Origin of the sequence: Pseudonocardia sp. HH130630-07 (assembly GCF_001698125.1) — a bacterium.
In the GTDB taxonomy this organism is placed as follows: domain Bacteria; phylum Actinomycetota; class Actinomycetes; order Mycobacteriales; family Pseudonocardiaceae; genus Pseudonocardia.
In genome coordinates this window covers 4484677-4508700 of the sequence record NZ_CP013854.1, presented here as the reverse complement: position 1 = coordinate 4508700, position 24024 = coordinate 4484677, and the positions used below count along the sequence as shown (strand labels likewise).

Below are 24024 nucleotides of genomic sequence, written 5' to 3'. Positions count from 1 at the left end.
GCTCAGAAGTCGACCGGAGCCGGCAGCGGCTCGACCGGAGCGGTCTCCTCGGCATCGACGACGGCGCCGATCCCGAGCTTCTCCTTGATCCGCTTCTCGACCTCGGCCGCGACGTCGGGGTTCTCCTTCAGGAACTTGCGGGTGTTCTCCTTGCCCTGTCCCATCTGGTCGCCCTCGTAGGTGTACCAGGCACCGGACTTCCGGATGATCCCCTGCTCGACACCCACGTCGATCAGCGAACCCTCCTTGCTGATCCCGACGCCGTAGAGCACGTCGAACTCGGCCTGCTTGAACGGCGGGGCCACCTTGTTCTTCACGACCTTGACCCGGGTCCGGCTGCCGACCATGTCGGTGCCGTCCTTCAGGGTCTCGATCCGGCGGATGTCCATCCGGACCGAGGCGTAGAACTTCAGCGCCTTACCACCGGTCGTGGTCTCCGGGGACCCGAACATCACGCCGATCTTCTCGCGCAGCTGGTTGATGAAGATGGCGGTGGTGCCCGACGTGCTCAGCGCACCGGTGATCTTCCGCAGTGCCTGGCTCATCAGCCGGGCCTGCAGACCGACGTGGCTGTCACCCATCTCGCCCTCGATCTCGGCGCGCGGCACGAGCGCGGCCACCGAGTCGATGACGATGATGTCGAGCGCGCCGGAGCGGATCAGCATGTCCGCGATCTCCAGCGCCTGCTCACCGGTGTCGGGCTGGGAGACCAGCAGCTCGTCGGTGTCGACGCCGAGGGCCTTCGCGTACTCCGGGTCGAGCGCGTGCTCGGCGTCGACGAACGCGGCCACGCCACCGGCGGCCTGGGCGCTCGCGACCGCGTGCAGCGCGACCGTGGTCTTACCGCTGGACTCCGGGCCGTAGATCTCGACGACGCGGCCGCGCGGGATACCGCCGACGCCGAGCGCGACGTCGAGCGCGATCGACCCGGTGGAGATGGCACTGATCGGGACCCGCGTCTGGTCGCCCAGGCGCATCACCGATCCCTTGCCGTGGTTCTTCTCGATCTGGGCGAGGGCGAGTTCCAGCGCCTTGCCGCGGTCCGGACTGGACATCTCTTGACTCCTCGCTGATCGGCGGTCGGGGTCTGCTGCTGTCTTTCGGGGAGGCACACCGCAACGGTATGGGGTACCCCTGACAGTTCCGGCAGTCGGACCGGTGGCCGTGGACGACCGTCGGGCCGTGTCGCGTCGTGTCCCGGGGTGGACCATAGGACGAACAGGCGTTCGATGCGCGCGGGGACACGCCGACCGGACACCCCGGGGAGCCGAACGGTCACCCGCGGCGGCACCCCGGCCGTGCGGCCCGCACCCCGGCCGGGTCAGCGGCGGGTCGGCGGCACCTCGTAGGCCTGGCACACGGCACGCCAGATCCGGCGCAGCTCGACCCCGGACTCGATCGCCTGCTCGACGGTCTGCCCGCCCAGCTCGGCGAACACGTGGTCACGGGACAGCGACGCCGCCCGCACCGGGCCGAACTCGCCCTCCATCAGTTCGCGGAAGTGGCTCAGTCGCACGCCGGCGAGGGTAGACCGCCGCCACGATCCGCGTACGGGGCGCCCGTGATCGTCCGGTCGCCGCTACGATGGGAGATATGTCCGAACTGCTGGCCGCCGTGCCCGTCGACGTCGCCGACGAGGTCCTCGCCACGACCGGCATCGGTTCGCCCCTGGCCTGGCAGATCGTGTCCCTGCTGGGCCTGCTCGCCGCGCTCGCGGTGCTGCTGCGCTGGTGGATCCAGCAGCGCAAGCGCTGACCGCCGGGCCCGGCCGGGCGGGCGGTGCCCGCGGCTAGGCTCCCCCGGTCCGGAGCACGAACGACGACCGGGAGGCCGGGTAACCGATGGCACGAGCACGGCAGGACACCGACATCGAGGACGCCTACCGGCTCGTCTCCGACGTCCTGGCGGGTGCGGTCCGGGAGACCCTCGCCGCCCCGGGGCCCGATCCGGCCCGCTTCGCCGTCCGGCAGCTGACGGCGAACGACGAGGAGACCTCCGACGACAGCCCGCCGCCCGGCTGGTCACTGGCCTTCCTGGTCCTGGCCGACTGGTACGACGCGGCCCGCGAGACGCTCGCCGACCGTCCGGACCGCGGTGAGCGGGCGCTGGGCTGGGTGGAGCAGCAGCTCGGCCGCCGGTTCGCCGCCCGGGCCCGCTACACCGTCACCCCGCTGGTCGACCCGGCCAGTGCGCTGGAGACCTCGCACTACGTCGACGCACTCGGTCCCGACTTCCTGCCCACGATGGTGTGGACCGTGGCCGGCCTGGTCGCCGAGTTCCCCGCCGACGACGATCCCCTGGAGATCTGGCCGCGCACCCGGGCCGACGCCCGCCGCTGACCCGATCGCGCCCCGGGCTCGCGGTCGGCACGACTCGGCACGACACTGTCGGTGCCCACCCGCATGATGGTCGGGTGAGCGCACTCGACGGCTTCTCCCCCGCCACCCGCCAGTGGTTCGAGGGGGCGTTCGCCGCGCCCACCCCGGCCCAGGAGGGCGCGTGGGCGGCGGCGCAGCAGGGGCGCAACGCGCTCGTCGTCGCGCCCACCGGTTCCGGCAAGACGCTGGCGGCGTTCCTGTGGGCGCTGGACCGGCTGGCCGCGGCGCCGGTGCCCGAGGAGCCGCGGCGCCGCTGCCGCGTCCTGTACGTCTCCCCGCTGAAGGCGCTCGCCGTCGACGTGCAGCGCAACCTGCGCTCGCCGCTGACCGGCATCCGGCAGTCGGCACAGCGGCTCGGGGCCCCGGTGCCGGACGTGACCGTCGGGATGCGCACCGGCGACACCCCCGCCGACGAGCGGCGGCAGTTCCAGCGCACCCCGCCGGACGTGCTGGTGACCACCCCGGAGTCGCTGTTCCTGCTGCTCACCTCGGCCGCGCGGGAGTCGCTGCGCGGGATCACCACGATCATCCTCGACGAGGTGCACGCGGTGGCGGGCACCAAACGGGGCGCCCATCTCGCGCTCTCCCTGGAGCGCCTGGAGGAGATCACCGAGGCCGCGCCGCAACGGATCGGGTTGTCGGCGACGGTGCGCCCGGTCGACGAGGTCTCCACGTTCCTGTCCGGCACCCGCCCGGTGGAGGTGGTGCAGCCGAGCACCCCCAAGACGATCACCGTCGAGGTGCAGGTGCCGGTCCCGGACCTCGCCGCGCTCGACGAGCGGCCCGCGCCGGGCAGCACCGACGAGGAGGTCGTCGGCTCCGCGGCCGGGACGGCACAGCGTCCCTCGATCTGGCCCGCCGTCGAGGAGCGGCTGCTCGGCCTGGTCCGCGAGCACCGGTCGACGATCGTGTTCACGAACTCCCGGCGGCTCGCGGAGCGATTGACCTCCCGGCTGAACGAGCTGGCTGCCGAACAGGCCGAACAGGCCGCCGAGGCGGCCGGCGAGGCGGGGGACGGCGGCCCCGGGGAGCCGCCGGAGCGCACCGCCTTCCCCGCCGAGGCGGCCGGTCAGTCCGGCGTCGGCGGCGGTGCGCTCCCGTCGGTCGCGAAGGCGCACCACGGCTCGATGTCGCGCGACCAGCGGACCCTGGTCGAGGAGGAGCTGAAGTCGGGGGTGCTGCCGTGCGTGGTCGCCACCTCCAGCCTGGAGCTGGGGATCGACATGGGTGCGGTTGACCTGGTGGTGCAGGTGGAGGCGCCGCCGTCGGTCGCCTCCGGCCTGCAGCGGGTCGGCCGGGCCGGGCACCAGGTGGGGGCGGTCTCCGAGGGCGTCGTGTTCCCGAAGTACCGGGGTGACCTGGTGTCCTGCGCGGTCGTCGCCGAACGGATGACGTCCGGGTCCATCGAGTCGACCCGGTACCCGCGCAACCCGCTCGACGTCCTCGCCCAGCAGATCGTCGCGATGGTCGCGATGGAGCCGTGGTCGCTGCCGGACCTGGCGGCGACCGTCCGCCGGGCGGCGCCGTTCGCGGCCATGCCGGACTCGGCGCTGCACTCGGTGCTGGACATGCTGGCCGGGCGTTACCCGTCGGAGGAGTTCGGCGAGCTGCGGGCCCGGATCACCTGGGACCGGGTGACCGACGAGCTGCGTGGCCGGCCGGGCGCCCAGCGGCTCGCCGTCACCTCCGGCGGCACGATCCCGGACCGTGGTCTGTTCAGCGTGATGACCCCGGGCGGGGCCGACGGTGCCGGGTCCCGGGTCGGCGAGCTCGACGAGGAGATGGTCTACGAGTCCCGGGTCGGCGACACCTTCCTGCTCGGGACGTCGTCGTGGCGGGTCGAGGACATCACGCACGACCGGGTGATCGTCACCCCGGCACCGGGTGTCCCGGCCCGGATGCCGTTCTGGAAGGGCGAGTCGATCGGCCGGCCGCTGGAGCTGGGCCGGGCGGTCGGAGCGTTCGTCCGCGAGATGTCCGGGCTGGCCGACGGTGCGGCCCGCGAGCGCGCCGCCGCGGCCGGGCTCGACGAGTGGGCGAGCGACAACCTGCTCTCCTACCTGCGCGAACAGCGGGAGTCGACCCGGCACGTCCCCAGCGACCGCACGATCCTGGTCGAGCGGTTCCGCGACGAGCTGGGCGACTGGCGGCTCGTCGTGCACTCCCCGTTCGGGGCCCAGGTCAACGGGCCGTGGGCACTGGCGATCGCTGCGCGGATGCGGGAGCGCCGGGGCGTCGAGGTGAGCGCCTCGGGTGCCGACGACGGGATCGTGCTGCGCCTGCCGGACGCGGTGGACGACGCCGGGACCGAGGTCGTCCCGAGCGCGGAGGACGTCCTGCTGGAGCCGGGCGAGATCGAGCAGATCGTGGTCGCCGAGCTGGGGAACTCGGCGCTGTACGCGTCGCGGTTCCGGGAGTGCGCCGCACGGGCGCTGCTGCTCCCGCGGCGGGACCCGCGGCGGCGCAGCCCGCTGTGGCAGCAGCGGCAGCGCTCGGCGCAGCTGCTCGCCGTGGCCGGCAAGTTCGAGCAGTTCCCGATCACCCTGGAGGCGATGCGGGAGTGCGTGCAGGACGTCTACGACCTGCCGGGCCTGCGCGAGCTGATGGGCGACGTCGGGTCCCGCCGGGTCAAGGTCGCCGAGGTCGAGACGGCACAGCCGTCGCCGTTCGCGCGCAGCCTGCTGTTCGGCTACGTCGGCATGTTCCTCTACGAGGCCGACGCGCCGCTCGCGGAACGGCGGGCCGCGGCGCTGTCGCTGGACTCGACGCTGCTGGCCGAGCTGCTGGGGTCCGAGGCGATCCGGGAGCTGCTCGATCCGGAGGTGCTCGCCGAGGTCGAGGCCCAGCTGCAGCGCACCGACCCGGAGCGGCACGCCCGCGACGCCGAGGGCGCCGCCGACCTGCTCCGGTTCCTCGGCGACCTGTCCGAGGCCGACGGGCGCGCCCGCGGCGTCGACCCGGCGTGGTTCGCCGAGCTGGAGCGCACCCGGCGGGCGCTGCGGGTGCGGATCGCCGGGACGGAGCGGTTCGTCGCGGTCGAGGACGCCGGGCGGATCCGGGACGCGCTGGGGGCGGCGCTGCCGGTCGGGGTGCCCGAGGTCTTCACCGAGCCGGTGCCGGACCCGCTGGGTGACCTGGTGCTGCGGCACGCCCGGACGCACGGGCCGTTCACCCCGGCCGAGTGCGCGGCCCGGTTCGGGCTCGGGGTGGCGGTGGTGGCCGGGGTGCTCGACCGGCTCACCGGGACCGGCCGGCTGGTGAAGGGCGAGCTGCGTCCGCAGGCCGCGGTGCCGGCCGGGTCGCGCACCGAGACCGAGTACTGCGACGCCGAGGTCCTGCGCCGGTTGCGCCGCGCGTCGCTGGCGAAGCTGCGCCACGAGGTCGAGCCGGTCGAGCAGCGGGCGCTGGGGCGTTTCCTCCCGGCGTGGCAGGGCGTGCAGGTGCGGTCCGGGACCGACCGGCGCGGCCGGGTCCGCCGCGCGCCCGGCGCGGAGGACGTGCTCGGTGTCGTCGAGCAGCTGGCCGGGGCACCGCTGCCGGCCAGCGCGGTGGAGTCGCTGGTCCTGCCGGCCCGGCTGCCGGGCTACACCCCGGCCCTGCTCGACGAGCTGACGGCGTCGGGCGAGGTCACCTGGGTGGGCTGCGGGGCGCTCGCCGGTCAGGACGGCTGGCTGGCGCTGGCCCCGGCCGACGTCGCGGACCTGCTGCTGCCCGCACCCGATCTCGACACCGCGGGCACCCCGCTGCACACCGCGGTCCTGGCCGCGCTGGGGCTGACCGACCCGGCCGCCCTCACCGATCCGGATGCGGGCGCCGACCAGGCCGGCGGTGCCCTGTTCTTCCGCGAGCTCGCCACCCGCGCCGGGATGCTGCTGACCGAGCAGGAGGAACCGGCCCCGTCCGACGACGAGGTGGTGGCCGCGGTCTGGGACCTGGTGTGGGCGGGCGCGCTCACCAACGACACCCTCGGGCCGCTGCGGGCGCGGTTGTCCGGCAGCGGCAACCGGCGCGGCGGCGCCGGCCGCCAGGGTGGTGCGCACCGGACGGCCCGGCGCGCGCCGCGCGGCCGGTACGCGCAGCTCCGCGCCGGGCGCCCGGCGATGCCGAGCCGGGGCGGGCCGCCGTCGGTCGGGGGGCGCTGGTCGGTCACGGTGCCCCGGGAGCCGGACCCGACCCGCCGGGCGCACGCGGCGGCGGAGGCGTTCCTGGAGCGGCACGGCGTGCTGACCAGGGGTGCGCTCGGCACCGAGCGGGTGACCGGCGGGTTCGCCGCGGTGTACAAGGTGCTGCGCGCGATGGAGGAGTCCGGCCGCTGCCGCCGCGGCTACATCGTGGAGGGCCTGGGTGCCGCCCAGTTCGCCGTCCCCGGGGCGATCGACCGGGTGCGTGCACTCGCCGGCCCGGACGCCGCGTCGGCGGGAACCGACCGGCCGGCCCCGACGCACGGCGGACCGGGCGGATCCGGAGTGGGTTCCGCGCCGCACGATCCCGCAGCCACCGGTCCGGAGGAGTACGGGTCCGGCACCGGCGACGAGATCGACGGGGACGCCGACGGTGCGGCTCCGGCGAGGTGGGCGCCGGACGACGGGGTTCCCGACGATCTGCGCCGGCCGGGCATGTTCGGCGGCTCCCCCGGGGCGGGCGGGCCGCCGCGGGCACCCCGCGAGGCGTGGCGGTCGCTGTCGCGGGTGGTGCTCGCCGCGGCCGATCCGGCGCAGCCCTACGGGGCGGCGCTGCCGTGGCCGGAGACCGTCGGCGGGACCCGGCACCGCCCGGGGCGCAAGGCCGGTGCGCTGGTCGCGCTCGTGGACGGGGCCCCCGCGCTCTACGTCGAGCGGGGCGGCAAGTCGTTGCTGTCGTTCACCACCGAGCACGACGAGCTGCGGGCCGGGGCCGAGACCCTCGCCGGAGCCGTGCACGAGGGCTGGCTCGGGGCGCTGGCCGTGGAACGCGCCGACGGGCAGGACTCGCTGGCCTCCGAGCTGTCCGAGGTGCTCACCGAAGCCGGTTTCCGGGTCACACCGAAGGGACTGCGGCTGCGTGCGTGAGCAGCGGTGGCAGCGGCCCGCGCCGACCTGCGACGATCGGCCGATGATCACGCGCTCTGCTGCCCGCCGGTCCTCGAACCGGGCGGCGCTCGGCCTGGCGGGGCTGCTGGGCACCGCCGCGGTCCTGCACGCCGTCCGCCCGGCGGTGTTCGACTCGATCGTGCCCCGGTCGCTGCCGGGCGAACCGCGGACCTGGACCTACCTGTCCGGTGTCGCCGAGGGCGCGGTCGCCGCGGCGGTCGCGTACCCGCCGACCCGCCGGACCGGCGGTTACGCGGCCGCCGCGTTGTTCGTCGCCGTCTTCCCGGCGAACGTGTCGATGGCGTTGCAGTGGAACCGGCGCTCGCCCCGGGAGCGGGCGATCGCCTGGGGCCGGCTGCCGCTGCAGGTCCCGCTCGTCCTGTGGGCGCTGCGGGTCGCACGGCCGGGCCGGGAGGTCACGGGCCGCCGGCCGTAGGTCGGGGGCGGGCCCCGCCGAGGACACCCGACGGTCGACGAAAGTCACCCGGCCGTCCACGATCTCGGGCAGCGCCGGACTCCCGGTCACGGTGCAATGAGCGCGTTGCGGCGCGAACGGCCCGCGACGTCGTGCTCAGGGGGTTCCATGACGACGACCGTTCCGGACCGGGAGGCTCCGGCCGGTTCCGTGCCACAGCTCGCCCGGGTCGCGGTGGGGGTGGTCGCCGTCGTCGCCGGGGCGGGGCACCTCGTCCTGGCGGTGCTCGGCCGCGGCCTGTACTTCGACGAGGCGCTGATGCTCGCGATCGGCCGGCACCACCTGGACTGGGGGTCGGCCGACCAGCCGCCGATGGCGCCGCTGATCGCGCTGCTGGCGGACACCGTCGCCCCCGGGGTGAACGGGGTGCTGCGGCTGGTCCCGACCCTCGGGCTGGCGGCGTCGGTCGTCGTGGCCGCCCTGATCGCCCGGGAGCTGGGCGGTGACCGGCGCGCCCAGGTGCTCGCCGCGCTGGCCCAGGCCACCGGCTGGTGGACGACACTGGTCGGGCACCTGCTCACGCCGTACTCGCTGGAGCCGCTGCAGTGGCTGCTGATCGTGTGGCTGCTCGTGCGGTGGATCCGGGTCCGCGAGGACCGGCTGCTGCTCGTCCTCGGTCCGGTCCTCGGCCTCGCCGCGCTCACGAAGTTCCAGGTGATGCTCTTCGCCGCGGTGCTGGTCCTGGCCGTACTCGTCGCCGGGCCCCGGGACCTGCTGCGGCGGCCCGCGTTCTGGGTGGCCGCGGTCGTCGGGGCGCTGATCGCGGCGCCCACGCTCGTCTGGCAGGCGGTGCACGACTGGCCGCAGCTGCGGATGGGCGCGATCACGGCGGGCGAGGCGATCCTGTTCGGCGGGCCGGTGCCGAACGCGGTCTTCATGGTGGTGTTCGCCGGGCTGACCGGGACGGTGCTGCTGGTCGCCGGGGTCGCCGGCACCGTCACCGACCCGCGGTTGCGGCCGTACCGGTTCCTCGCCGTCACCCTCGTGGTGCTGTGGGTGTTCTTCGCGGTCACGGTTGGGCGGGCCTACTACCTCGTCCCGTTGCACGGCGCGCTCGCCGCGGTGGGGGCGGTCTGGTTCCAGCACCGCCGGGAGGCCGGGCACCGGCGGCTGTCCTGGGCCGCCTGGCCGGGCGGGGTGCTGAGCGTGGGGCTCGCGCTCGCCGTCGTCCCGTTGAGCCTCGCGTTCACCGCACCCGGGGTCCCGGACCACATCGTCGGCACCGTCGCCCGGGTGTACCAGGGACTCCCGCCCGAGCAGCGCGAACGGACCGTGCTCTACGGGCAGTCCTACATCTACTCGTCGATGCTCGACACGGCCGGGGCGGCGTACGGCCTGCCGCCCGCGTACGGCGGCAACCGGTCCTACGGCTACTTCGATCCGCCGCCGGACGACCACGACACCGTCGTCTTCGTGGGGAACGACCCGGCGACGCTCGGCCCGGCCGGGATCACCCTGCGTCCGGTGGCCGACCTCGGCGACGGCAACGCCGTCTTCCTCGGCGAGGGGGCACGGCGGCCGTGGTCGAAGGTGTGGCCGGAGCTCCGGAGCCTGACCGTCGGCTGAGCCGGGCCGGCGGGACGAGGCCGTGCGCGACGGCGGGCGCCCGGCGGCGCAGGCCGGTAGCGTCGCCGCCGTGCCCGAAGGCGACACCGTCTACCTGGCCGGCAAGCGCCTGCACGCCGCGCTGGCCGGGCACGAACTCGTCCGCGGGGAGCTGCGCCATCCGCGTCTGGCCGAGCAGGATCTCAGCGGCCTGACCGTCGAGGGGGTCGCGTCGGTCGGCAAACACCTGTTCACCCGGTTCGACGACGGCCGCAGCCTGCACAGCCACTTCCGGATGGACGGCGCGTGGCACCTCTACCGCCCGGGGATGCGGTGGCGGCGCTTGGCGCACGAGGCCCGGGCGGTGCTGGAGACGGCCGAGCGGGTCGCCGTCGGGTTCGCCCTGCACGACCTGGAGCTGCTGCCGACGTCCGACGAGCACACCCTGGTCGGGCACCTCGGCCCGGATCTGCTGGACCCGGACTGGGGCCCGGAGCACGACGCCGAGGCGCTGCGCAGGCTGACCGCCCGCGGGGCGCACGAGCTGGGCCTGGCGTTGCTGGAGCAGCGGGTGATGGCCGGGCTCGGGAACCTCTACCGCAACGACATCTGCTTCCTGCTCGGCCTCACGCCGTGGGTCCCGGTACGGGAGGCCGGGGACCTGGCCGCGGTGATCGCGCTGTCGCGCTCGCTGCTGTCGTCGAACAAGGACCGTCCGGAACAGACGACGACCGGCTCGCTGGCCGCCGGTGAGGCGCACTGGGTCTTCGAGCGGCCGGGGCGTCCGTGCCGCCGCTGCGGCACCCGGATCCGGACCGCCGACCAGGGGCGGGCGCCCTACGCCCGGGTCACGTACTGGTGCCCGCGCTGCCAGCGGGGCCCGGCCCCGCGCCCGGCCCGTCGCAACACCGGACCGCGCCGGGGTGCCCCGGGCCGTCCGCCGCCGGGGGCGCGCACCCGCTGAGCCGGCCCCGGCGCGAACGCGCGAACGCCGCGCCCCGGGTGGCGGGACGCGGCGTCCGACGAGCGGGATCGGGCGGTGCTCAGGCGGTCCCGGGCTGCTGCTGACCCTGCTGGGTGTTCTGCTGGGTCGGCGCCGGGTTCGACGGCAGCGCCTGCGTCTGCTGCTCGCCCTGGCCGACCTGCGGGGCCTGCTGACCGCCGGCGATCGGGGCTCCGGACATCGACGCCCGGATCTGCTCCAGCCGGGACACACCGGCCATGTCCGTGGTCGACTGCTGGACCTCCAGCATGCGGCCCTGGACCGAGTTCTGTGCCAGCTCGGCCGAGCCGAGCGCCGTCGCGTACCGCTTCTCGATCTTGTCGCGGACCTCGTCGAGCGACGGGGCGTTGCGCGGCGCGGACAGCTCGCTCATCTGCTGCAGCGACTTGGCGGCCTGCTCCTGCATCTTCGCCTGCTCCAGCTGGCTGAGCAGCTTGGTGCGCTCGGCGATCTTCTGCTGCAGCACCATCGAGTTCCGCTCGACGGCCTGCTTGGCCTGCTCGGCGGCACCGATCGACTGGTCGTGCAGCGTCTTGAGGTCCTCGACGCCCTGCTCGGCCGTCACCAGCTGGGTGGCGAACGACTGGGCGGACTGCTCGTACTGCTGGGCCTTCTGCTCGTCGCCCTGGGACCGCGCCTGGTCGGCGAGGACCAGCGCCTGCCGGGCCGAGGACTGCAGCTTCTCGATCTCACCGAGCTGGCGGTTCAGCTTCATCTCCAGCTGACGCTGGTTGCCGATCACCGCCGCCGCCTGCTGGGACAGCTGCTGGTGCTGACGCTGCGCGTCCTCGATGGCCTGCTGGATCTGCACCTTCGGGTCGGCGTGCTCGTCGACCTTCGACGAGAACAGGGCCGACAGATAACTGAAGAACTTGGTGAATCCGTTGGCCATCTCTTCGCGTCCTCCGCCTGCGTTCGCTCGCCATTGCGCCCACCCGCGCGGCGGACGCTCCGGGACGGGTGCGACCCCGCATTCCCCCCGCGGTCGGCACCGGGGCCCCGGTCCCTCCATCCTGGCACTGCTGCCAGTACGCGCGCACCCTACCGTGACGATCGGCGCCGGGATCGGGGAGCGTCAGGCCGCGGACGCGACCGGGCCACCGGCCGAGGCCGGCACCGCCACCGGCGAGCCGGGGCGGCCGGCCAGACGCAGCTCGGCGTGCCGCTGGCCGATCGGGACGAGCACGTCGTCGCGGCGCAGCTCGCCCGCCATGTGCACGACCATCTCGGCCGCCACCGCGGTGAGCAGTTCGGGCACGGTGATGCCCAGTGCCTCGCAGATCGCGGCGAGGAGCTCGCTGGAGGGCTCCTTGCGGCCGCGCTCGACCTCGGAGAGGTAGCCGAGGCTGACCCGGGCGGCCCGGGAGATGTCGCGCAGCGTGCGCCGGCGCTCGGTGCGCGCCGTCCGCAGCCCGCTGCCGATCGCTTCCCGCAGCAGCATGTGCCCTCCTCGGTTCATCTCCCCGGGACGGGCGCGGTGCCCGGGTCCGGTGTGACTCACCGTACCGACTCCGCACCCCGAGCGGCGTGCTCCATCGCCGGGCACCGTGTCCGCCCACGGCGAACACTGCAACGCCGCGCAGGGCCCGGTAAGTCCCCGCAGCTCAGGACGCCTGCGGGCGGACCGCCTTGCGCACGTAGTCGGCCCCGGTCAGCACGGTGAGGACGAGCGCGACCGCCATCACCGCCCACTGCAGGACCAGGACGGCGACCAGCAGGTCCGGCAGCAGCAGCGGGAGGGGGAACAGGAACAGGCTGATCGCGACGGTCTGCGCGACCGTCTTCGCCTTGCCGCCGCGGCTGGCCGGGATGACCCCCCGCCGGATCACCACGAACCGCAGCACGGTGATCCCGAGCTCGCGCACGACGATGACGATCGTCACCCACCACGGCAGCAGCCCGAGCAGCGACAGCCCGATGAGGGCGGCCCCGGTGAGCGCCTTGTCCGCGATCGGGTCGACCAGCGCGCCGAACCAGGTGACGAGGCCACGGCTGCGGGCGAGCTGACCGTCCAGCCGGTCGGTGAGCGCGGCCACGACGAAGATCGCGAACGCGATCAGCCGCCACACCGTGTCCTCGCCGCCCCCGGTGAACAGGGCCACGACGAAGACCGGTACGAGCAGCAGCCGCAGGCAGGTCAGCGCGTTGGCGATGTTGAGCAGCGGCGCCTCCCCACCGACCGGGACGGTGTCCCCGGCCGGCTGCGAGGAGCTCATCCGCTCGCCGACGCGGCCAGCGCGCCGGTTCCGGCGGGCCGCACGAGCTCCACCGCCTCCACCAGCAGGTCGACGCCCTCGGTGTCGAGCACCCGGCACCGCACGAGATCGCCCGGTCGCAGCGACTCCGGGTCCGGGCCGTCCTCGGCGGCGGCGACCACGTAGGACTCGCCGTCGGCGTCCGGGCCCTGGTGGGCGGCACGGCCGGCGCAGTCCTCGTCGTCGGCGCTGCGTTCGACCAGCACGACGACGTCGGTGCCGATCCGGTCCTCGGCCCGCTGCTCCATCAGCTCGTCGGCCAGCGCGGAGATCCGGGCGACCCGGGCACCGACCTCGGCCTGGTCGAGCTTGCCGTCGTAGCCCTCGGCCTCGGTGCCGTCCTCGTCGGAGTAACCGAACACGCCGACCGCGTCGAGCCGGGCACCGGTCAGGAACGCCTCCAGCTCGGCCAGGTCCTCCTCGGTCTCGCCGGGGAACCCGACGATGACGTTGGACCGGATCCCGGCCTCCGGCGCGAGCGCGCGGATCCGCGCGCACAGGTCCAGGAAGTCGGTGCGCGAACCGAACCGGCGCATCCGGCGCAGCACGGTCGCGCTGGCGTGCTGGAAGGACAGGTCGAAGTACGGGGCGACGCCGGGCGTCGTCGCGATCGCGGTCAGCAGGTCCGGCCGCATCTCGGCGGGCTGCAGGTAGGACACCCGGATCCGCTCGACGCCCTCGATCGACGCCATCCGGGGCAGCAGGTCGACCAGCGCCCGGGTGCCCCCGGGCAGGTCCTTGCCGTAGGAGGTGGAGTTCTCGCTGACCAGCACCAGCTCGCGCACCCCGTCACCGGCCAGCCAGGCCGCCTCGCCCAGGACGTCGGCCGGCGGGCGGGACACGAAGCTGCCCCGGAAGCTCGGGATGGCGCAGAACGCGCACCGCCGGTCGCAGCCCGAGGCCAGCTTCAGCGAGGCGACCGGGCCGCCGCTGAGCCGGGTCCGTGCGACCCCGGCGAGGTCGGGGACCCAGTCGTGGCCGGGCACCGACACGTCGGCGGTGGCGGCGGGCCGCTCCACCGGCGAGATCGGCAGCAGCAGCCGGCGGTCGGCCGGGGTGTGCGGGGCCGGTGCGTGCCCGCCGAGGACGTCGCCGAGCCGCTCGGCCAGTTCGGGGTAGGCGTCGAAGCCGAGCACGGCGTCGGCCTCGGGCAGGTCGTTCGCGAGCTCCGCGCCGTAGCGCTCGGCCAGGCACCCGACGGCGACGACCTTCGCCCCGGCCGGGCGCGCCACGTCCGCGGCGGCCAGCACGGTGTCGATCGAGTCCTTCTTCGCCTGCTCGACGAAACCGCAGGTGTTGACGACGATGACGTCGGGCGCGCCGTCCTCGGCGTCCACCAGCTCCCAGCCGGACCCGGCCAGACGGCCCGCCAGCTCCTCGGAGTCGACCTCGTTGCGCGCGCAGCCCAGGGTCAGCAGGGCGGCGCGCCGGGGCGCGTTCACGGAAGGAGCCACGGGTTCCAGGGTAGACGGCGGGTCATCGGGTCCCGGGGCCGGACGGCCACCCCGGCGGCTACGCTGCCCCGTCGTGGCCGATCCCACCTCCCCCGACGCGGTGCCCGTCCGGCGTGCCCGCACCCCCGACGTCCGTGCCATCCGCGAACTGGTCGACGAGTACGCGGGCCGGGTGCTGCTCGCGAAGGAGACGGTCACCCTCTACGAGGCCGTCCCCGAGTTCCTGGTCGCCGAGCTGGACGGCCGCGTCGTCGGCTGCGGAGCCCTGCACGTGCTGTGGGAGGACCTCGGCGAGATCCGCACGGTCGCGGTGTCGCCGTCGGTGCTGGGCCGCGGCGTCGGGCACCGGATCGTCGACGCGCTCGTCGACGGGGCCCGTGAGCTGGGGCTGAGCCGGCTGTTCGTGCTCACCTTCGAGAAACAGTTCTTCGCCCGGCACGGTTTCGCCGAGATCGACGGGACGCCGGTGTCGGCCGAGGTGTTCGCCGCGATGCTGCGCTCCTACGACGCCGGTGTGGCCGAGTTCCTCGACCTGGCGCACGTCAAGCCGAACACGCTCGGCAACGTCCGGATGCTGCTGACACTCTAGGAACCGTGGCGGATCCGGTCGGTGCGTGGCGGTGGCGGACCTCGGCCGCCCTGCGCCCGCTGGTCGCCGAGATCTGGGCGTGGCGGTCCGGGGCCGGCCCGCCGGGGACCCATCAGGGCGTGTCGAGCGGGCACCTCACGGTGATCCTCTGCATCGACGGCGCCGTGGAGCTGCTGCGCAAACCCGACCCCCGGTTCGGGTCCGGCCGCTTCACCGCGTCGGTGGCCGGGCTGCACGCGGTACCCGCGGTCATCGCGACCGGGGAGGCGCAGGCCGGGTTCCAGCTGGCCCTGACCTGGCGGGGCGCCCGGGTGCTGCTCGGACTCCCCGCCGCGGAGCTGGCCGCCGACGTCGTCGATCTACCGGCCCTGCTGCCCGGGGTCGGGCCGCTGCTCGACCGGCTGCACGCCGCCCGGACCTGGCCGCAGCGCTGTGCCCTGCTCGACGCCGAGCTGTGCCGGATGGCGGCGGCGCGCCGGGGTGGTCCCGCACCGGCGCCGGAGATCGGCCGGGCCTGGGACCTGCTGGTCGCCTCCGGGGGCATGCTGCGGGTCGCCGACCTGGCCGCGGACGTCGGCTGGTCCGCGCGCCACCTCGGGGAACGACTGCGCAGGGAGACCGGCCTCGGCACCAAGACCGCGGCCCGGGTGATCCGCTTCGAGCGGGCCTGCGCCCTGCTCCGGACGCCCGTCGCTCCCCCGCTCGGGCAGGTGGCAGCGACCTGTGGCTACGCCGACCAGCAGCACCTGGCCCGGGACTTCCGCGACCTCGCCGGGACCACCGCGCTCGCCTGGCGGGCCGAACACCCCTGACCCGGCGGCTCCCACGGCGCAGCTCTCGATCCGCTCACGCGGTGCGCCACTGCTCGCCCGATCCCGCGCGCATCCTGACAAGCGGTGAGCGTCCGGCAGCACGGCGGGGCGGCAGGGGCGGCGGGGCGGCGGGGCGATACTTGCGGCGTGGTCCGACTCGCGCTGCACATGCCGGAGATCCCGCCCAACACCGGGAACGCCATCCGGCTGGCGGCGAACACCGGTGCGGAGCTGCACCTGATCCGGCCGCTGGGCTTCTCCCTCGACGAGCGCGCGGTCCGCCGGGCCGGGCTCGACTACCGGGACCTCGCCGACGTCGTCGTCCACGACGACACCGCCGCGTTCGCCGCCTGGACCGGAGCGGCCCGGGCCCGGGTGTTCGCGTTCGTCCCGGACGCCCCGACCCGCCACACCGACGTGGGCTACCGCGACTCCGACGTGCTGCTGTTCGGCAGCGAGTCGCTCGGCCTGCCCGCGGAGGTGGCCGGGGCACCGTGGGTGACCGGGCTCGTCGGGCTGCCGATGCGGCCGTCGAACCGCTCGCTCAACCTGGCCAACGCGGCCGCGGTCGCCGTCTACGAGGCTTGGCGCCAGCTGGGCTTCACCGGTGCGGCGCCCGCTCAGTCCTCGTCGTCGCCGCCGCCGACCTCGCCGCCGTCGGCCGTGCCGCCGCCGCGGATCAGGTAGAGCGCGTTCTCCAGCTCGTCCGGCTTCACCAGCACGTCGCGGGCCTTGGAGCCCTCCGACGGCCCGACGATGCGCCGGGTCTCGAGCAGGTCCATCAGGCGTCCGGCCTTGGCGAACCCGACGCGCAGCTTGCGCTGCAGCATCGACGTCGACCCGAACTGCGAGGTGACGATCAGCTCCGCGGCCTGCAGCAGGACGTCGAGGTCGTCGCCGATGTCGGCGTCGATCTCCTTGGCCTCGCCGGCCTTCTGCGCCGTGACACCCTCGGTGTAGCTGGGCTCGGCCTGCTCCTTGGTGAACGAGACGATCTTGGCGATCTCGTCGTCGTCGATGAAGGCGCCCTGCATGCGGACCGGCTTGCCGGCACCCATCGGCAGGTAGAGCGCGTCGCCCATGCCGATCAGCTTCTCCGCGCCGGGCTGGTCGAGGATGACCCGCGAGTCGGTGAGCGACGACGTCGCGAACGCCAGCCGGGACGGGACGTTCGTCTTGATCAGGCCGGTGACGACGTCGACCGAGGGCCGCTGGGTCGCCAGGATCAGGTGGATCCCGGCCGCACGGGCCTTCTGGGTGATCCGGACGATCGCGTCCTCGACGTCGCGCGGCGCCGTCATCATGAGGTCGGCGAGCTCGTCGACGATGCACATGATGTACGGGTAGGGCCGGTAGACGCGCTCGGACCCGGGCGGCGCGGTGATCTCGCCGGAGCGGACCTTGCGGTTGAAGTCGTCGATGTGGCGGACCCGGTTGGCCTGCATGTCCTGGTAGCGCTGCTCCATCTCCTCCACCAGCCAGGCCAGCGCCGCGGCGGCCTTCTTCGGCTGGGTGATGATGGGCGTGATCAGGTGCGGGATGCCCTCGTACGGGGTCAGCTCGACCATCTTCGGGTCGATGAGGATCATCCGGACCTCGTCCGGGGTGGCCCGGGTCAGCAGCGAGACGAGCATCGAGTTGACGAAGCTCGACTTACCGGAACCGGTGGAGCCCGCGACCAGCAGGTGCGGCATCTTCGCCAGGTTCGCGACGAGGTAGTGGCCCTCGATGTCCTTGCCCAGCCCGATCCCCATCGGGTGCTGCTCGTTCCGCGCCGACCCGGAACGCAGGACGTCGCCGAGGCGGACCATCTCGCGGTCGGTGTTCGGGACCTCGATGCCGACGGCGGACTTGCCGGGGATCGGCGCCAGCAGCCGGACGTTGTCGTTCGCGACCGCGTAGGCCAGGTTGCGCTGCAGCTGGGTGATCTTCTCGACCTTCACCGCCGGGCCCAGCTCGATCTCGTAGCGGGTGACCGTCGGGCCGCGGGTGAAGCCGGTGACCTGGGCGTCGATGTTGAACTGGTCGAGCACGCCGGTGATCGCCTCGATCATGGCGTCGTTCGCGGAGCTGCGGGTCTTCGGCGGCGGGCCGGACTCCAGCGCGTCCGCCGGGGGCAGCACGTACTCGGTCTCGCCGACCGGTTCGCGGATCGCCATCGACAGCTGCTCGCCCTCGGTGGGCGGGGTGTCCTCGGCGGGCGGGGTCTCGACGACCGGCTTGCGCGGCGCCTTCTTCGCGGCCGCGGCCGCCGGGACCTCCTGCGGTGCGCCGGGCACCTCCGGGTCGACCGGTGCCGGGGCGTGCTCGCCCTCGTCGGCCCGGAAGGCGTCCGCCTCCGAGGCCTGCTGGCGGCGGCGCGCCGGGCGGCGGCGCTTCGGGGTCTCCCCCTCGCCGGCCGCCTCCTTCTCGGCGACGGCGTCGGCGACCGTGCGCGGGGCGGCGGTGCCGTCGGCGGACTCGTCCTCGGGCGGGAGCTGCCCGGTGAGCCGGCGGAACCGGTCCGGCAGCTCGCGGACCGGGATCCCGGTGACCAGCAACAACGAGTACAGCATGAGCAGGACGAGCACCGGGACCGCCGTCCAGACCGTGAGCCCGGCCTGCAGCGGGGTGCCCGCGACGTAGCCGATCGCACCGCCGGCGCGGCGCCAGTCGTCCGGCTCGGAGGGGCCGCCCCGGGCCAGGTGCACGAGCCCGAGCACGGCGAGCGCGAGCAGCAGCGACCCGGCGACGATCCGCGGCCGGGCCTCGGTGTGGGCCGGGGTGGTCACCAGCACGACGCCGATGCCCAGCAGGACGAGCGGGAGCAGCACGCCGGCCACACCCGTCACGGCCTGCACGACGAAGGTGAACCAGTACCCGACGGAGCCGCCGGCCTGCCACCACAACCCCGCCGCGGCGATCACCGCGAGCACGAGCATGCCGAATCCGAGCCCGTCCCGGCGGTGCGCGGGATCGATGTCCCGGGTACGCCCGACCGCCCGGCCGGACGCGCGGAAGGTGCGCGCGACACCGCGGCCGACCGCGTCGATCCCGCGGTCGATCAGGTCGGGCCCCTGGCGCTTCGGCGGGGTGCGCCGCGCCGCCGGGCGCTTGCGGGAGGCCGCCGCACGCGAACCGGACCGCCCCGAGCCACGACCCGCGGCCGCTCTCGTGGTCGTCCGGCCCGTACCCGTGCGTCCTGCCATGTCACACACGGTAGCCCGTGACCATGATCGAACCCGGGACCGACGCTCCCCCGGCCCTACCCGTCCCGTCCGCGCCTGCCTGGGATCGCGCCCGTCCCTGTCGCACTCATGGAGCTTCGGCCCGGCACTACCGGTCCGATGCTCCATGAGTGGAGCCGGGCGGGCGTCTGGTCACCGCCATGGACGGAATCGGCGGCGGCGGTCACCGCACGGGGTGCGGCAGCGGGCGTGCACGTCGGTCTCGTGCTGCGCGCACCGCCCGCACCTCGTCCTGGGAGCGGTCGACAGAGCCGCGGGCAGAACGACACCACCGCACAACGTCCGGATGCCCTGTCCCGCCGAGATCCGGACGTCGTCCCCGAGGTCGTTCTCCAGGACGAGATGGTCGAGGACCTCGTTGCTGCAGGTGAGCCACAGAACCCTGGCTACCGGAGAGAGGGGGACCGAGCCGCGGGACGTCATGCGTGGCCACCACCCGCTCCGTCGAACCAGACCCGGTTGCGGCCATCGTCGGCGCCGGTCGGGTCCCCGGCGTGCTCCGAGCCGTGCACGAGATCGACGGGCCCACACGCGATCGTCTCCGGTGTACGAGCGTGGAGTCCGTCGGACACAGCACGAATGGTGATCATCAACCCGGGTCTCCTCTGTACCTGGCGGGTGGCCGGCGCGACCCGCGGTGGGAACGATCGGACCGGAGCCCGGAGACGGACGTGAGGTGGCAACAGGCCACACGCGGTGTTGCCACCCGGGTACACCGATGCGCGTGCCGGATCGATCGGCGACCACGTGATTCCGTGGCAACAGAAAGATGCCGACTAGTGTCCTGAGTTGTTAAATCGCTGTCGGTTGTTAGGCTGCGGCATGGCGACTCGGGGACCGAAGCCGGCGCGGATCATCCTGACCGACGACGAGCGGTCCCAGCTTGAGTCGTGGGCGCGGCGACGAACCAGCGCGGCCGGGTTGGCCACCCGGAGCAAGATCGTGCTAGCTGCCGCCGAGGGTAGGTCGAACACCGAGGTCGCGGCCTGGTTGGGGGTGTCGCGACCGACGGTGACGACGTGGCGGTCCCGTTTTGCCGAGCACCGCCTCGACGGGTTGGTCGACGAGCCGCGGCCGGGGCGTCCGCGCACGGTCACCGACGAGCAGGTCGAGCGCCTGGTCGTGCTGACCTTGGAGACGACACCGGCGGATGCGACTCACTGGTCGACCCGCTCGATGGCAGCCCACCTAGGCATGTCGCAGACGACGGTGTCGCGGGTGTGGCGGGCGTTCGGACTGGCGCCGCACAAGACCGACTCCTGGAAGCTGTCGAAAGATCCGTTGTTCGTGGACAAGGTCCGCGACGTCGTCGGTCTCTACCTCGACCCGCCCGAACGCGCGCTGGTGCTGTGTGTGGACGAGAAGACCCAGATCCAGGCTCTCGATCGCACCCAGCCCGTCTTTCCGATGCTGCCCGGCAGCCCGGCGCGGGCCAGCCACGACTACGTCCGCAACGGCACCTCGAGCCTCTACGCCGCCCTCGACATCACCACCGGCAAGGTCATCGGCTCCCTGCACGCCCGCCATCGGGCGGTCGAGTTCGGCAAGTTCCTGCGCACCCTCGACCGCGAAGTCCCCGCCGAGCTCGACGTGCACCTGGTGCTGGACAACGCCTCCACCCACAAGACCCCGGCGATCCGCCGCTGGCTGGCCGCTCACCCGCGGTTCGTCCTGCACTTCACCCCGACCAGTTCGTCATGGCTCAATCTCGTCGAGCGCTGGTTCGCCGAGCTGACCACGAAGAAGCTGCGGCGTTCCACCCACCGCTCGGTCCGCGCGCTCAACGCCGACGTCCGAGCCTGGATCAAGACCTGGAACGACGATCCCAAGCCCTACGTCTGGACCAAAACCGCCGACGAGATCCTCGACAGCGTCGCTCACTACTGCAAACGAATCACTGAGCCTTTCCCAGTAGGTGCTGGTTGATCATGTGGTTCGGTCGTGCTCGACGTGGAGGAGAACGAGCGCGGCGGCGGTGATCGCGCCGATCCGCCAGGGGCAGAAGCTGACCCGACGCAGCGCCTTGAAGGTGGTCTTGAGCAGGGAGTTCCCGCGTTCGGCCACAGCCCTGACGGCGGAGTGCAGCGTGTTGACGGTGCGCTTGTCCACCGACAGCCCACCGCCGGTGGGGGTCTTGAACGGGCAGGTCAGGCGGGTGTTCTCACCGTCGTAGCCGAGGTCGGCGAGCACGACGTGGGTGTCGTCGGTCCAGTCCTCGATCGCGTCGAGCAGGCCGGGGTGGCCGCGGGCGCAGGTGGTGTCGTGCTCGCGGCCCGGGCGCACCGGGGATGTCCACAACGGCCACCCGTCAGGCGCGGTGAGGACCTGAACGTTCCCGCCGTGGACGTGGTGCTTGCCCGACCACCACAGATCCACTCCCGGGGTCGGTCCGGGAGTGCGGGAGCGGTCAGTGTGGATCACGGTGCCGTCGAGGTGAACGTGGGTGTGCCCGGCGGTGCGGGCCGCGAGCAGCGCGCCGGGCAGTCCAGGCGCGGCGGCGGCCAGAACGTCGATGCCTTCGTGCAGGTAGCGGTAGGTACTCGACAGGCTCAGCTGGTTGTCGGCGGCGAGCTGGGCGACCCGGGTCGCGTCGAGGAACCAGCGCAGCACCAGCACCGCGTGGCGGTCACAGTCCAGCGCCCGACGCCCGCGGCGGGTCCCGCGCCGGAGGCGTTCCTCGGCCAACAGCCGCGACAACATGGACGCGGTGGGCTCCCCGATCGGGAGCACGGCGGTGTAGGTGACAGGATCGGGCACGCGGGACCTCGGTGGTGAGTCGATCTTTGAGCGGACCGACCTCTTCTACCGGGGTCCCGCACCCTCGTTGAGCACCTCCACGCCCCCGGCGTGTCGCCGCCAGCCGCTCCCCACTACTGGGAAAGGCTCACTGACTCAGGACACTGAGCCCTTTTCAACCTGCCGTTCCGGCAGCTCAGGGGCCTGGTTGTGTGGGTGCAGACGCCGAGCTGGCGAGCCGGTGACCTGTGCAGCTGTGGTCAGAGCAGTTGCGCTGCAACCTTCGCGATCTCCTGACGCAGAAGCTCGCTGGTCAGGTTGAAAAAGGCTCACTAGCTACCATGCGCTATTCACGGGCAACGACGATCGTGGAGACCTGAATGCGTGAGCACCCGGAAGGAGGACTCGCGCATGCCATTCGCGCCTATCGCCGCGAGGCCGGGATCTCCCAGGCCGAGCTGGCCAATCGCGCCGGCTTCTCCCGCGAGTACGTCTCACGGGCGGAGCGTCCCTCCGCTGGACTGGCGTCGCACGAGCTCGTGTCCGCCATCGACGCCGGTTTGGGCGCTGGTGGCAGGCTCACGGCGCTCCGCGCTCGATTGTTCGCCGGGCGGGTCGAACGCCGCCGTGAGGCCGGTGCCACACCGGCAGCGACACCGCAGGCCCCGGCCACGAGCGACCACACGCACCCCGTGGCGGACACCGACGGTGCCGTACTCGATCCCGCCGAACCCGCAGCAGAGCTGGCCCGGATCCAGCAGACGGGCGATCAGGCCGGGCCTTCGCGGATCCTGTCCTCGACCGTCGCCCTGATGATCCGGATCGAGGAGGCGCTGGACTCGTCCCGGGGTGCGGATCGATCGCTCCTGCTCCGGTCCGGGGCGCAGGTCGCGGAATTCGCCGGCTTCGTGTGCCGCGATGCCGGACAGGACGTCGAGTGCGCGTCCTGGCACGCCCGCGCCCTCGAGTACGCATTGCGTGCGGATGACTCCGCCATCCAGGCGTACGTCCTGCTGCGCAAGGCACAAGCCGTCTACGACCGGCGCGCGACCCACCTGATGTCCGATCTGGTGGCGGCGGCCGAGCGTGCCGGCACCGGTGCCGGACCGGGCCTGCGAGCCGAGATCCTCCAGCAGCGCGCCCGATGCGAAGCGATGCTGGGAGCCCGGTCCGGCGACGTCCGTCGCATGCTGGATCGAGCGGCCGCCGTCGCCGCCGAGCAGCCGGACCGCAACGATCCCGCGCTCCAGCACGACGAGGCGCTGTTCGGGATCCAGATCGCCATCTGTCTGTGCGAGGCCGGCCGCCCACGGGACGCGTTCCACCAGTACCGGAGCGTCGACACCCGATCACTGTCCCAGCGCGACCAGGCGTACGTCTCGATCCTGACCGCGCGGGCGCTCGCCCTGTCAGGAGAACCGGACGAGGCGGCGGTCATGGCCCAGCAGTCGGTCCCGATCGCCGCCGCGGCCGGTTCCCGCCGGAGTCTCGGCGAGGCGCGACGCCTCGCTCGCACACTCGAACCGTGGCGGTCGCGGCACGCGGTCCAGGATCTCGGGCACGTTCTGCGCTCCGCGTCGGAGCTACTCCACCGCTGACCAGCCGACGACCCGCCGGATCACCAGCTCCTGCCACTCGCGGGTCCTCGGGTCCGCGTACCGGGGGTCGTCGGGCACGGCGATCCCGTGCTGTGCCCCGTCGAGCTCCACGAGTTCGTGCCGGCACGACAGCACCGCGACGGCGCGCCGGGACGACTCGATCGGGATGAACGTGTCGGCCGTCCCGTGCACGATCAGCGTCGGGACCGACACCGAAGCCAGGTCTGCCCGGGAGTCCCACCAGAACACCTCGTTCAACAGCGCCGGTCCGAGCCGGAACGTCGGCGAGTGTGCGAGGTAGCCCTGTTCGACCAGGGTCTGTGCCGCATCGGGGAGGAGCCGGTCGGCGGCCCATTCGGCCTTCTGGTCGACGAACCTGTTCTTGTAGTCGAGCAGCGGGTTGAGCAGGACGAGCTGCGTCACGCGATCCGGGCGGCGAGCGGTGACCGAGGCGCAGACACCACCGGAGAAGCTGGCTCCCAGCACTCCCACCCGAGCCACATCGAGCCGGTCGGCCAGAGCGTCGACCGCGGCCAGAACGTCGTTGCCGACTCCAGCGAGCGTGACGTCCTGTGGGGCGCCGCTGCTCTCCCCGTGCCCGCGGAGATCGATCCGCAGGGAGGCGATGCCCCCGTCGGCGAGGCCGGCGGCGAGCCGATCGAAGAAGCCCCCCTCGTGGCGATCGACCCCACCGCCGTGGACGAGCACGAGCCCACGCCCGGCGCCCGCCGGGACCAGGAGATCTGCCGCGAGGACGGTCCCGTCCGCAGAGCTGATCGTGGTGTACATCGGCTCCCGCCCTCCCGTACCTGTTCCTGCCCCGCCCCGCCCCGCGACTCCACTCATGGAGCATCGGCACCGCCGGAACGGGCCGAAGCTCCAT

Annotated in this window: 20 protein-coding genes; 11 read left to right on the top strand and 9 right to left on the bottom strand. The window is 73.5% G+C overall.

Annotated elements, in window-relative coordinates; genetic code table 11:
- Nucleotides 1-2: 2 nt before the first annotated feature.
- Nucleotides 3-1055 carry a recombinase RecA gene (recA, locus tag AFB00_RS21355; RefSeq protein ID WP_068798673.1) on the bottom strand — a complete coding sequence of 351 codons (1053 nt, stop codon included), beginning with the start codon at nucleotides 1053-1055 and terminating at the stop codon, nucleotides 3-5.
- A gap of 266 nt (nucleotides 1056-1321) precedes the next feature.
- A complete protein-coding gene (locus AFB00_RS21350) occupies nucleotides 1322-1516 on the bottom strand; it encodes a DUF3046 domain-containing protein (RefSeq protein ID WP_068798672.1) in 195 nt (64 codons plus the stop codon).
- A gap of 77 nt (nucleotides 1517-1593) precedes the next feature.
- Here AFB00_RS21350 and AFB00_RS33495 point away from each other — a divergent pair, with 77 nt between their 5' ends.
- From AFB00_RS33495 to AFB00_RS21325, 6 genes are all read left to right on the top strand, one after another.
- The gene (locus tag AFB00_RS33495) at nucleotides 1594-1755 is read left to right on the top strand and encodes a hypothetical protein (RefSeq protein ID WP_156819668.1); all 162 of its coding nucleotides are present in this window, start codon (nucleotides 1594-1596) and stop codon (nucleotides 1753-1755) included.
- Nucleotides 1756-1841: 86 nt separating this feature from the next.
- Nucleotides 1842-2339: a hypothetical protein gene (locus tag AFB00_RS21345; protein WP_068798671.1), complete on the top strand. Its 498-nt coding sequence runs from the start codon at nucleotides 1842-1844 to the stop codon at nucleotides 2337-2339.
- A gap of 74 nt (nucleotides 2340-2413) precedes the next feature.
- A complete protein-coding gene (locus AFB00_RS21340; protein ID WP_068798670.1) occupies nucleotides 2414-7426 on the top strand; it encodes an ATP-dependent helicase in 5013 nt (1670 codons plus the stop codon).
- A gap of 43 nt (nucleotides 7427-7469) precedes the next feature.
- Nucleotides 7470-7883: a hypothetical protein gene (locus AFB00_RS21335; RefSeq protein WP_068800529.1), complete on the top strand. Its 414-nt coding sequence runs from the start codon at nucleotides 7470-7472 to the stop codon at nucleotides 7881-7883.
- Between the two features lie 147 nt (nucleotides 7884-8030).
- Nucleotides 8031-9488 (top strand): glycosyltransferase family 39 protein, encoded by a 1458-nt coding sequence (locus AFB00_RS21330; protein ID WP_068798669.1) that lies wholly within the window; start codon nucleotides 8031-8033, stop codon nucleotides 9486-9488.
- A gap of 70 nt (nucleotides 9489-9558) precedes the next feature.
- Entirely contained in the window at nucleotides 9559-10431 is an 873-nt protein-coding gene (locus AFB00_RS21325; protein WP_068800528.1) for a DNA-formamidopyrimidine glycosylase family protein, read from the top strand.
- A gap of 79 nt (nucleotides 10432-10510) precedes the next feature.
- Here the strand turns inward: AFB00_RS21325 and AFB00_RS21320 are convergent, their stop codons facing one another.
- The 4 genes from AFB00_RS21320 to rimO all read right to left on the bottom strand — a co-directional run bounded on the left by AFB00_RS21320 (nucleotide 10511) and on the right by rimO (nucleotide 14179).
- Nucleotides 10511-11362 (bottom strand): PspA/IM30 family protein, encoded by an 852-nt coding sequence (locus AFB00_RS21320; protein WP_068798668.1) that lies wholly within the window; start codon nucleotides 11360-11362, stop codon nucleotides 10511-10513.
- Between the two features lie 183 nt (nucleotides 11363-11545).
- On the bottom strand, nucleotides 11546-11911 hold the full coding sequence (locus AFB00_RS21315; protein ID WP_068798667.1) for a helix-turn-helix domain-containing protein: 366 nt from the start codon (nucleotides 11909-11911) through the stop codon (nucleotides 11546-11548).
- A 163-nt stretch (nucleotides 11912-12074) separates the two neighbouring features.
- Nucleotides 12075-12686, bottom strand: coding sequence for a CDP-diacylglycerol--glycerol-3-phosphate 3-phosphatidyltransferase (pgsA, locus tag AFB00_RS21310; RefSeq protein ID WP_068798666.1), 612 nt, complete (start codon nucleotides 12684-12686; stop codon nucleotides 12075-12077).
- The gene (gene rimO, locus AFB00_RS21305) at nucleotides 12683-14179 is read right to left on the bottom strand and encodes a 30S ribosomal protein S12 methylthiotransferase RimO (RefSeq protein WP_083275725.1); all 1497 of its coding nucleotides are present in this window, start codon (nucleotides 14177-14179) and stop codon (nucleotides 12683-12685) included. The genes pgsA and rimO overlap by 4 nt, the downstream gene beginning before the upstream one ends.
- 73 nt (nucleotides 14180-14252) lie before the next feature.
- On the opposite strand from rimO, the gene AFB00_RS21300 reads away from it, so the two are divergent.
- The 3 genes from AFB00_RS21300 (at nucleotide 14253) to AFB00_RS21290 (ending at nucleotide 16267) form a co-directional block, all read left to right on the top strand.
- Complete coding sequence (locus AFB00_RS21300; RefSeq protein ID WP_068798665.1) at nucleotides 14253-14768, top strand: amino-acid N-acetyltransferase; 516 nt, start codon at nucleotides 14253-14255, stop codon at nucleotides 14766-14768.
- Nucleotides 14769-14773: 5 nt separating this feature from the next.
- Nucleotides 14774-15580, top strand: coding sequence for a helix-turn-helix domain-containing protein (locus AFB00_RS21295; protein WP_068798664.1), 807 nt, complete (start codon nucleotides 14774-14776; stop codon nucleotides 15578-15580).
- A 147-nt stretch (nucleotides 15581-15727) separates the two neighbouring features.
- Nucleotides 15728-16267, top strand: coding sequence for a tRNA (cytidine(34)-2'-O)-methyltransferase (locus AFB00_RS21290; protein WP_068798663.1), 540 nt, complete (start codon nucleotides 15728-15730; stop codon nucleotides 16265-16267).
- Here AFB00_RS21290 and AFB00_RS21285 read toward each other — a convergent pair.
- Nucleotides 16201-18768, bottom strand: a complete 2568-nt coding sequence (locus AFB00_RS21285) for a DNA translocase FtsK (protein WP_068798662.1) — start codon at nucleotides 18766-18768, stop codon at nucleotides 16201-16203. The two genes, AFB00_RS21290 and AFB00_RS21285, sit on opposite strands and share 67 nt — an antisense overlap.
- Before the next feature lie 861 nt (nucleotides 18769-19629).
- Here AFB00_RS21285 and AFB00_RS21275 point away from each other — a divergent pair.
- Entirely contained in the window at nucleotides 19630-20733 is a 1104-nt protein-coding gene (locus AFB00_RS21275; RefSeq protein ID WP_068798660.1) for an IS630 family transposase, read from the top strand.
- Here AFB00_RS21275 and AFB00_RS21270 read toward each other — a convergent pair whose 3' ends face one another.
- Nucleotides 20734-21507, bottom strand: a complete 774-nt coding sequence (locus tag AFB00_RS21270; RefSeq protein ID WP_060714430.1) for an HARBI1 family protein — start codon at nucleotides 21505-21507, stop codon at nucleotides 20734-20736. It lies immediately after the preceding gene.
- Between the two features lie 416 nt (nucleotides 21508-21923).
- Here AFB00_RS21270 and AFB00_RS21265 point away from each other — a divergent pair, with 416 nt between their 5' ends.
- Nucleotides 21924-23141, top strand: coding sequence for a helix-turn-helix transcriptional regulator (locus AFB00_RS21265; RefSeq protein ID WP_083275724.1), 1218 nt, complete (start codon nucleotides 21924-21926; stop codon nucleotides 23139-23141).
- Here AFB00_RS21265 and AFB00_RS21260 read toward each other — a convergent pair.
- Complete coding sequence (locus tag AFB00_RS21260) at nucleotides 23127-23930, bottom strand: alpha/beta hydrolase family protein (protein ID WP_068798658.1); 804 nt, start codon at nucleotides 23928-23930, stop codon at nucleotides 23127-23129. The genes AFB00_RS21265 and AFB00_RS21260 overlap by 15 nt on opposite strands.
- Nucleotides 23931-24024: the final 94 nt, after the last annotated feature.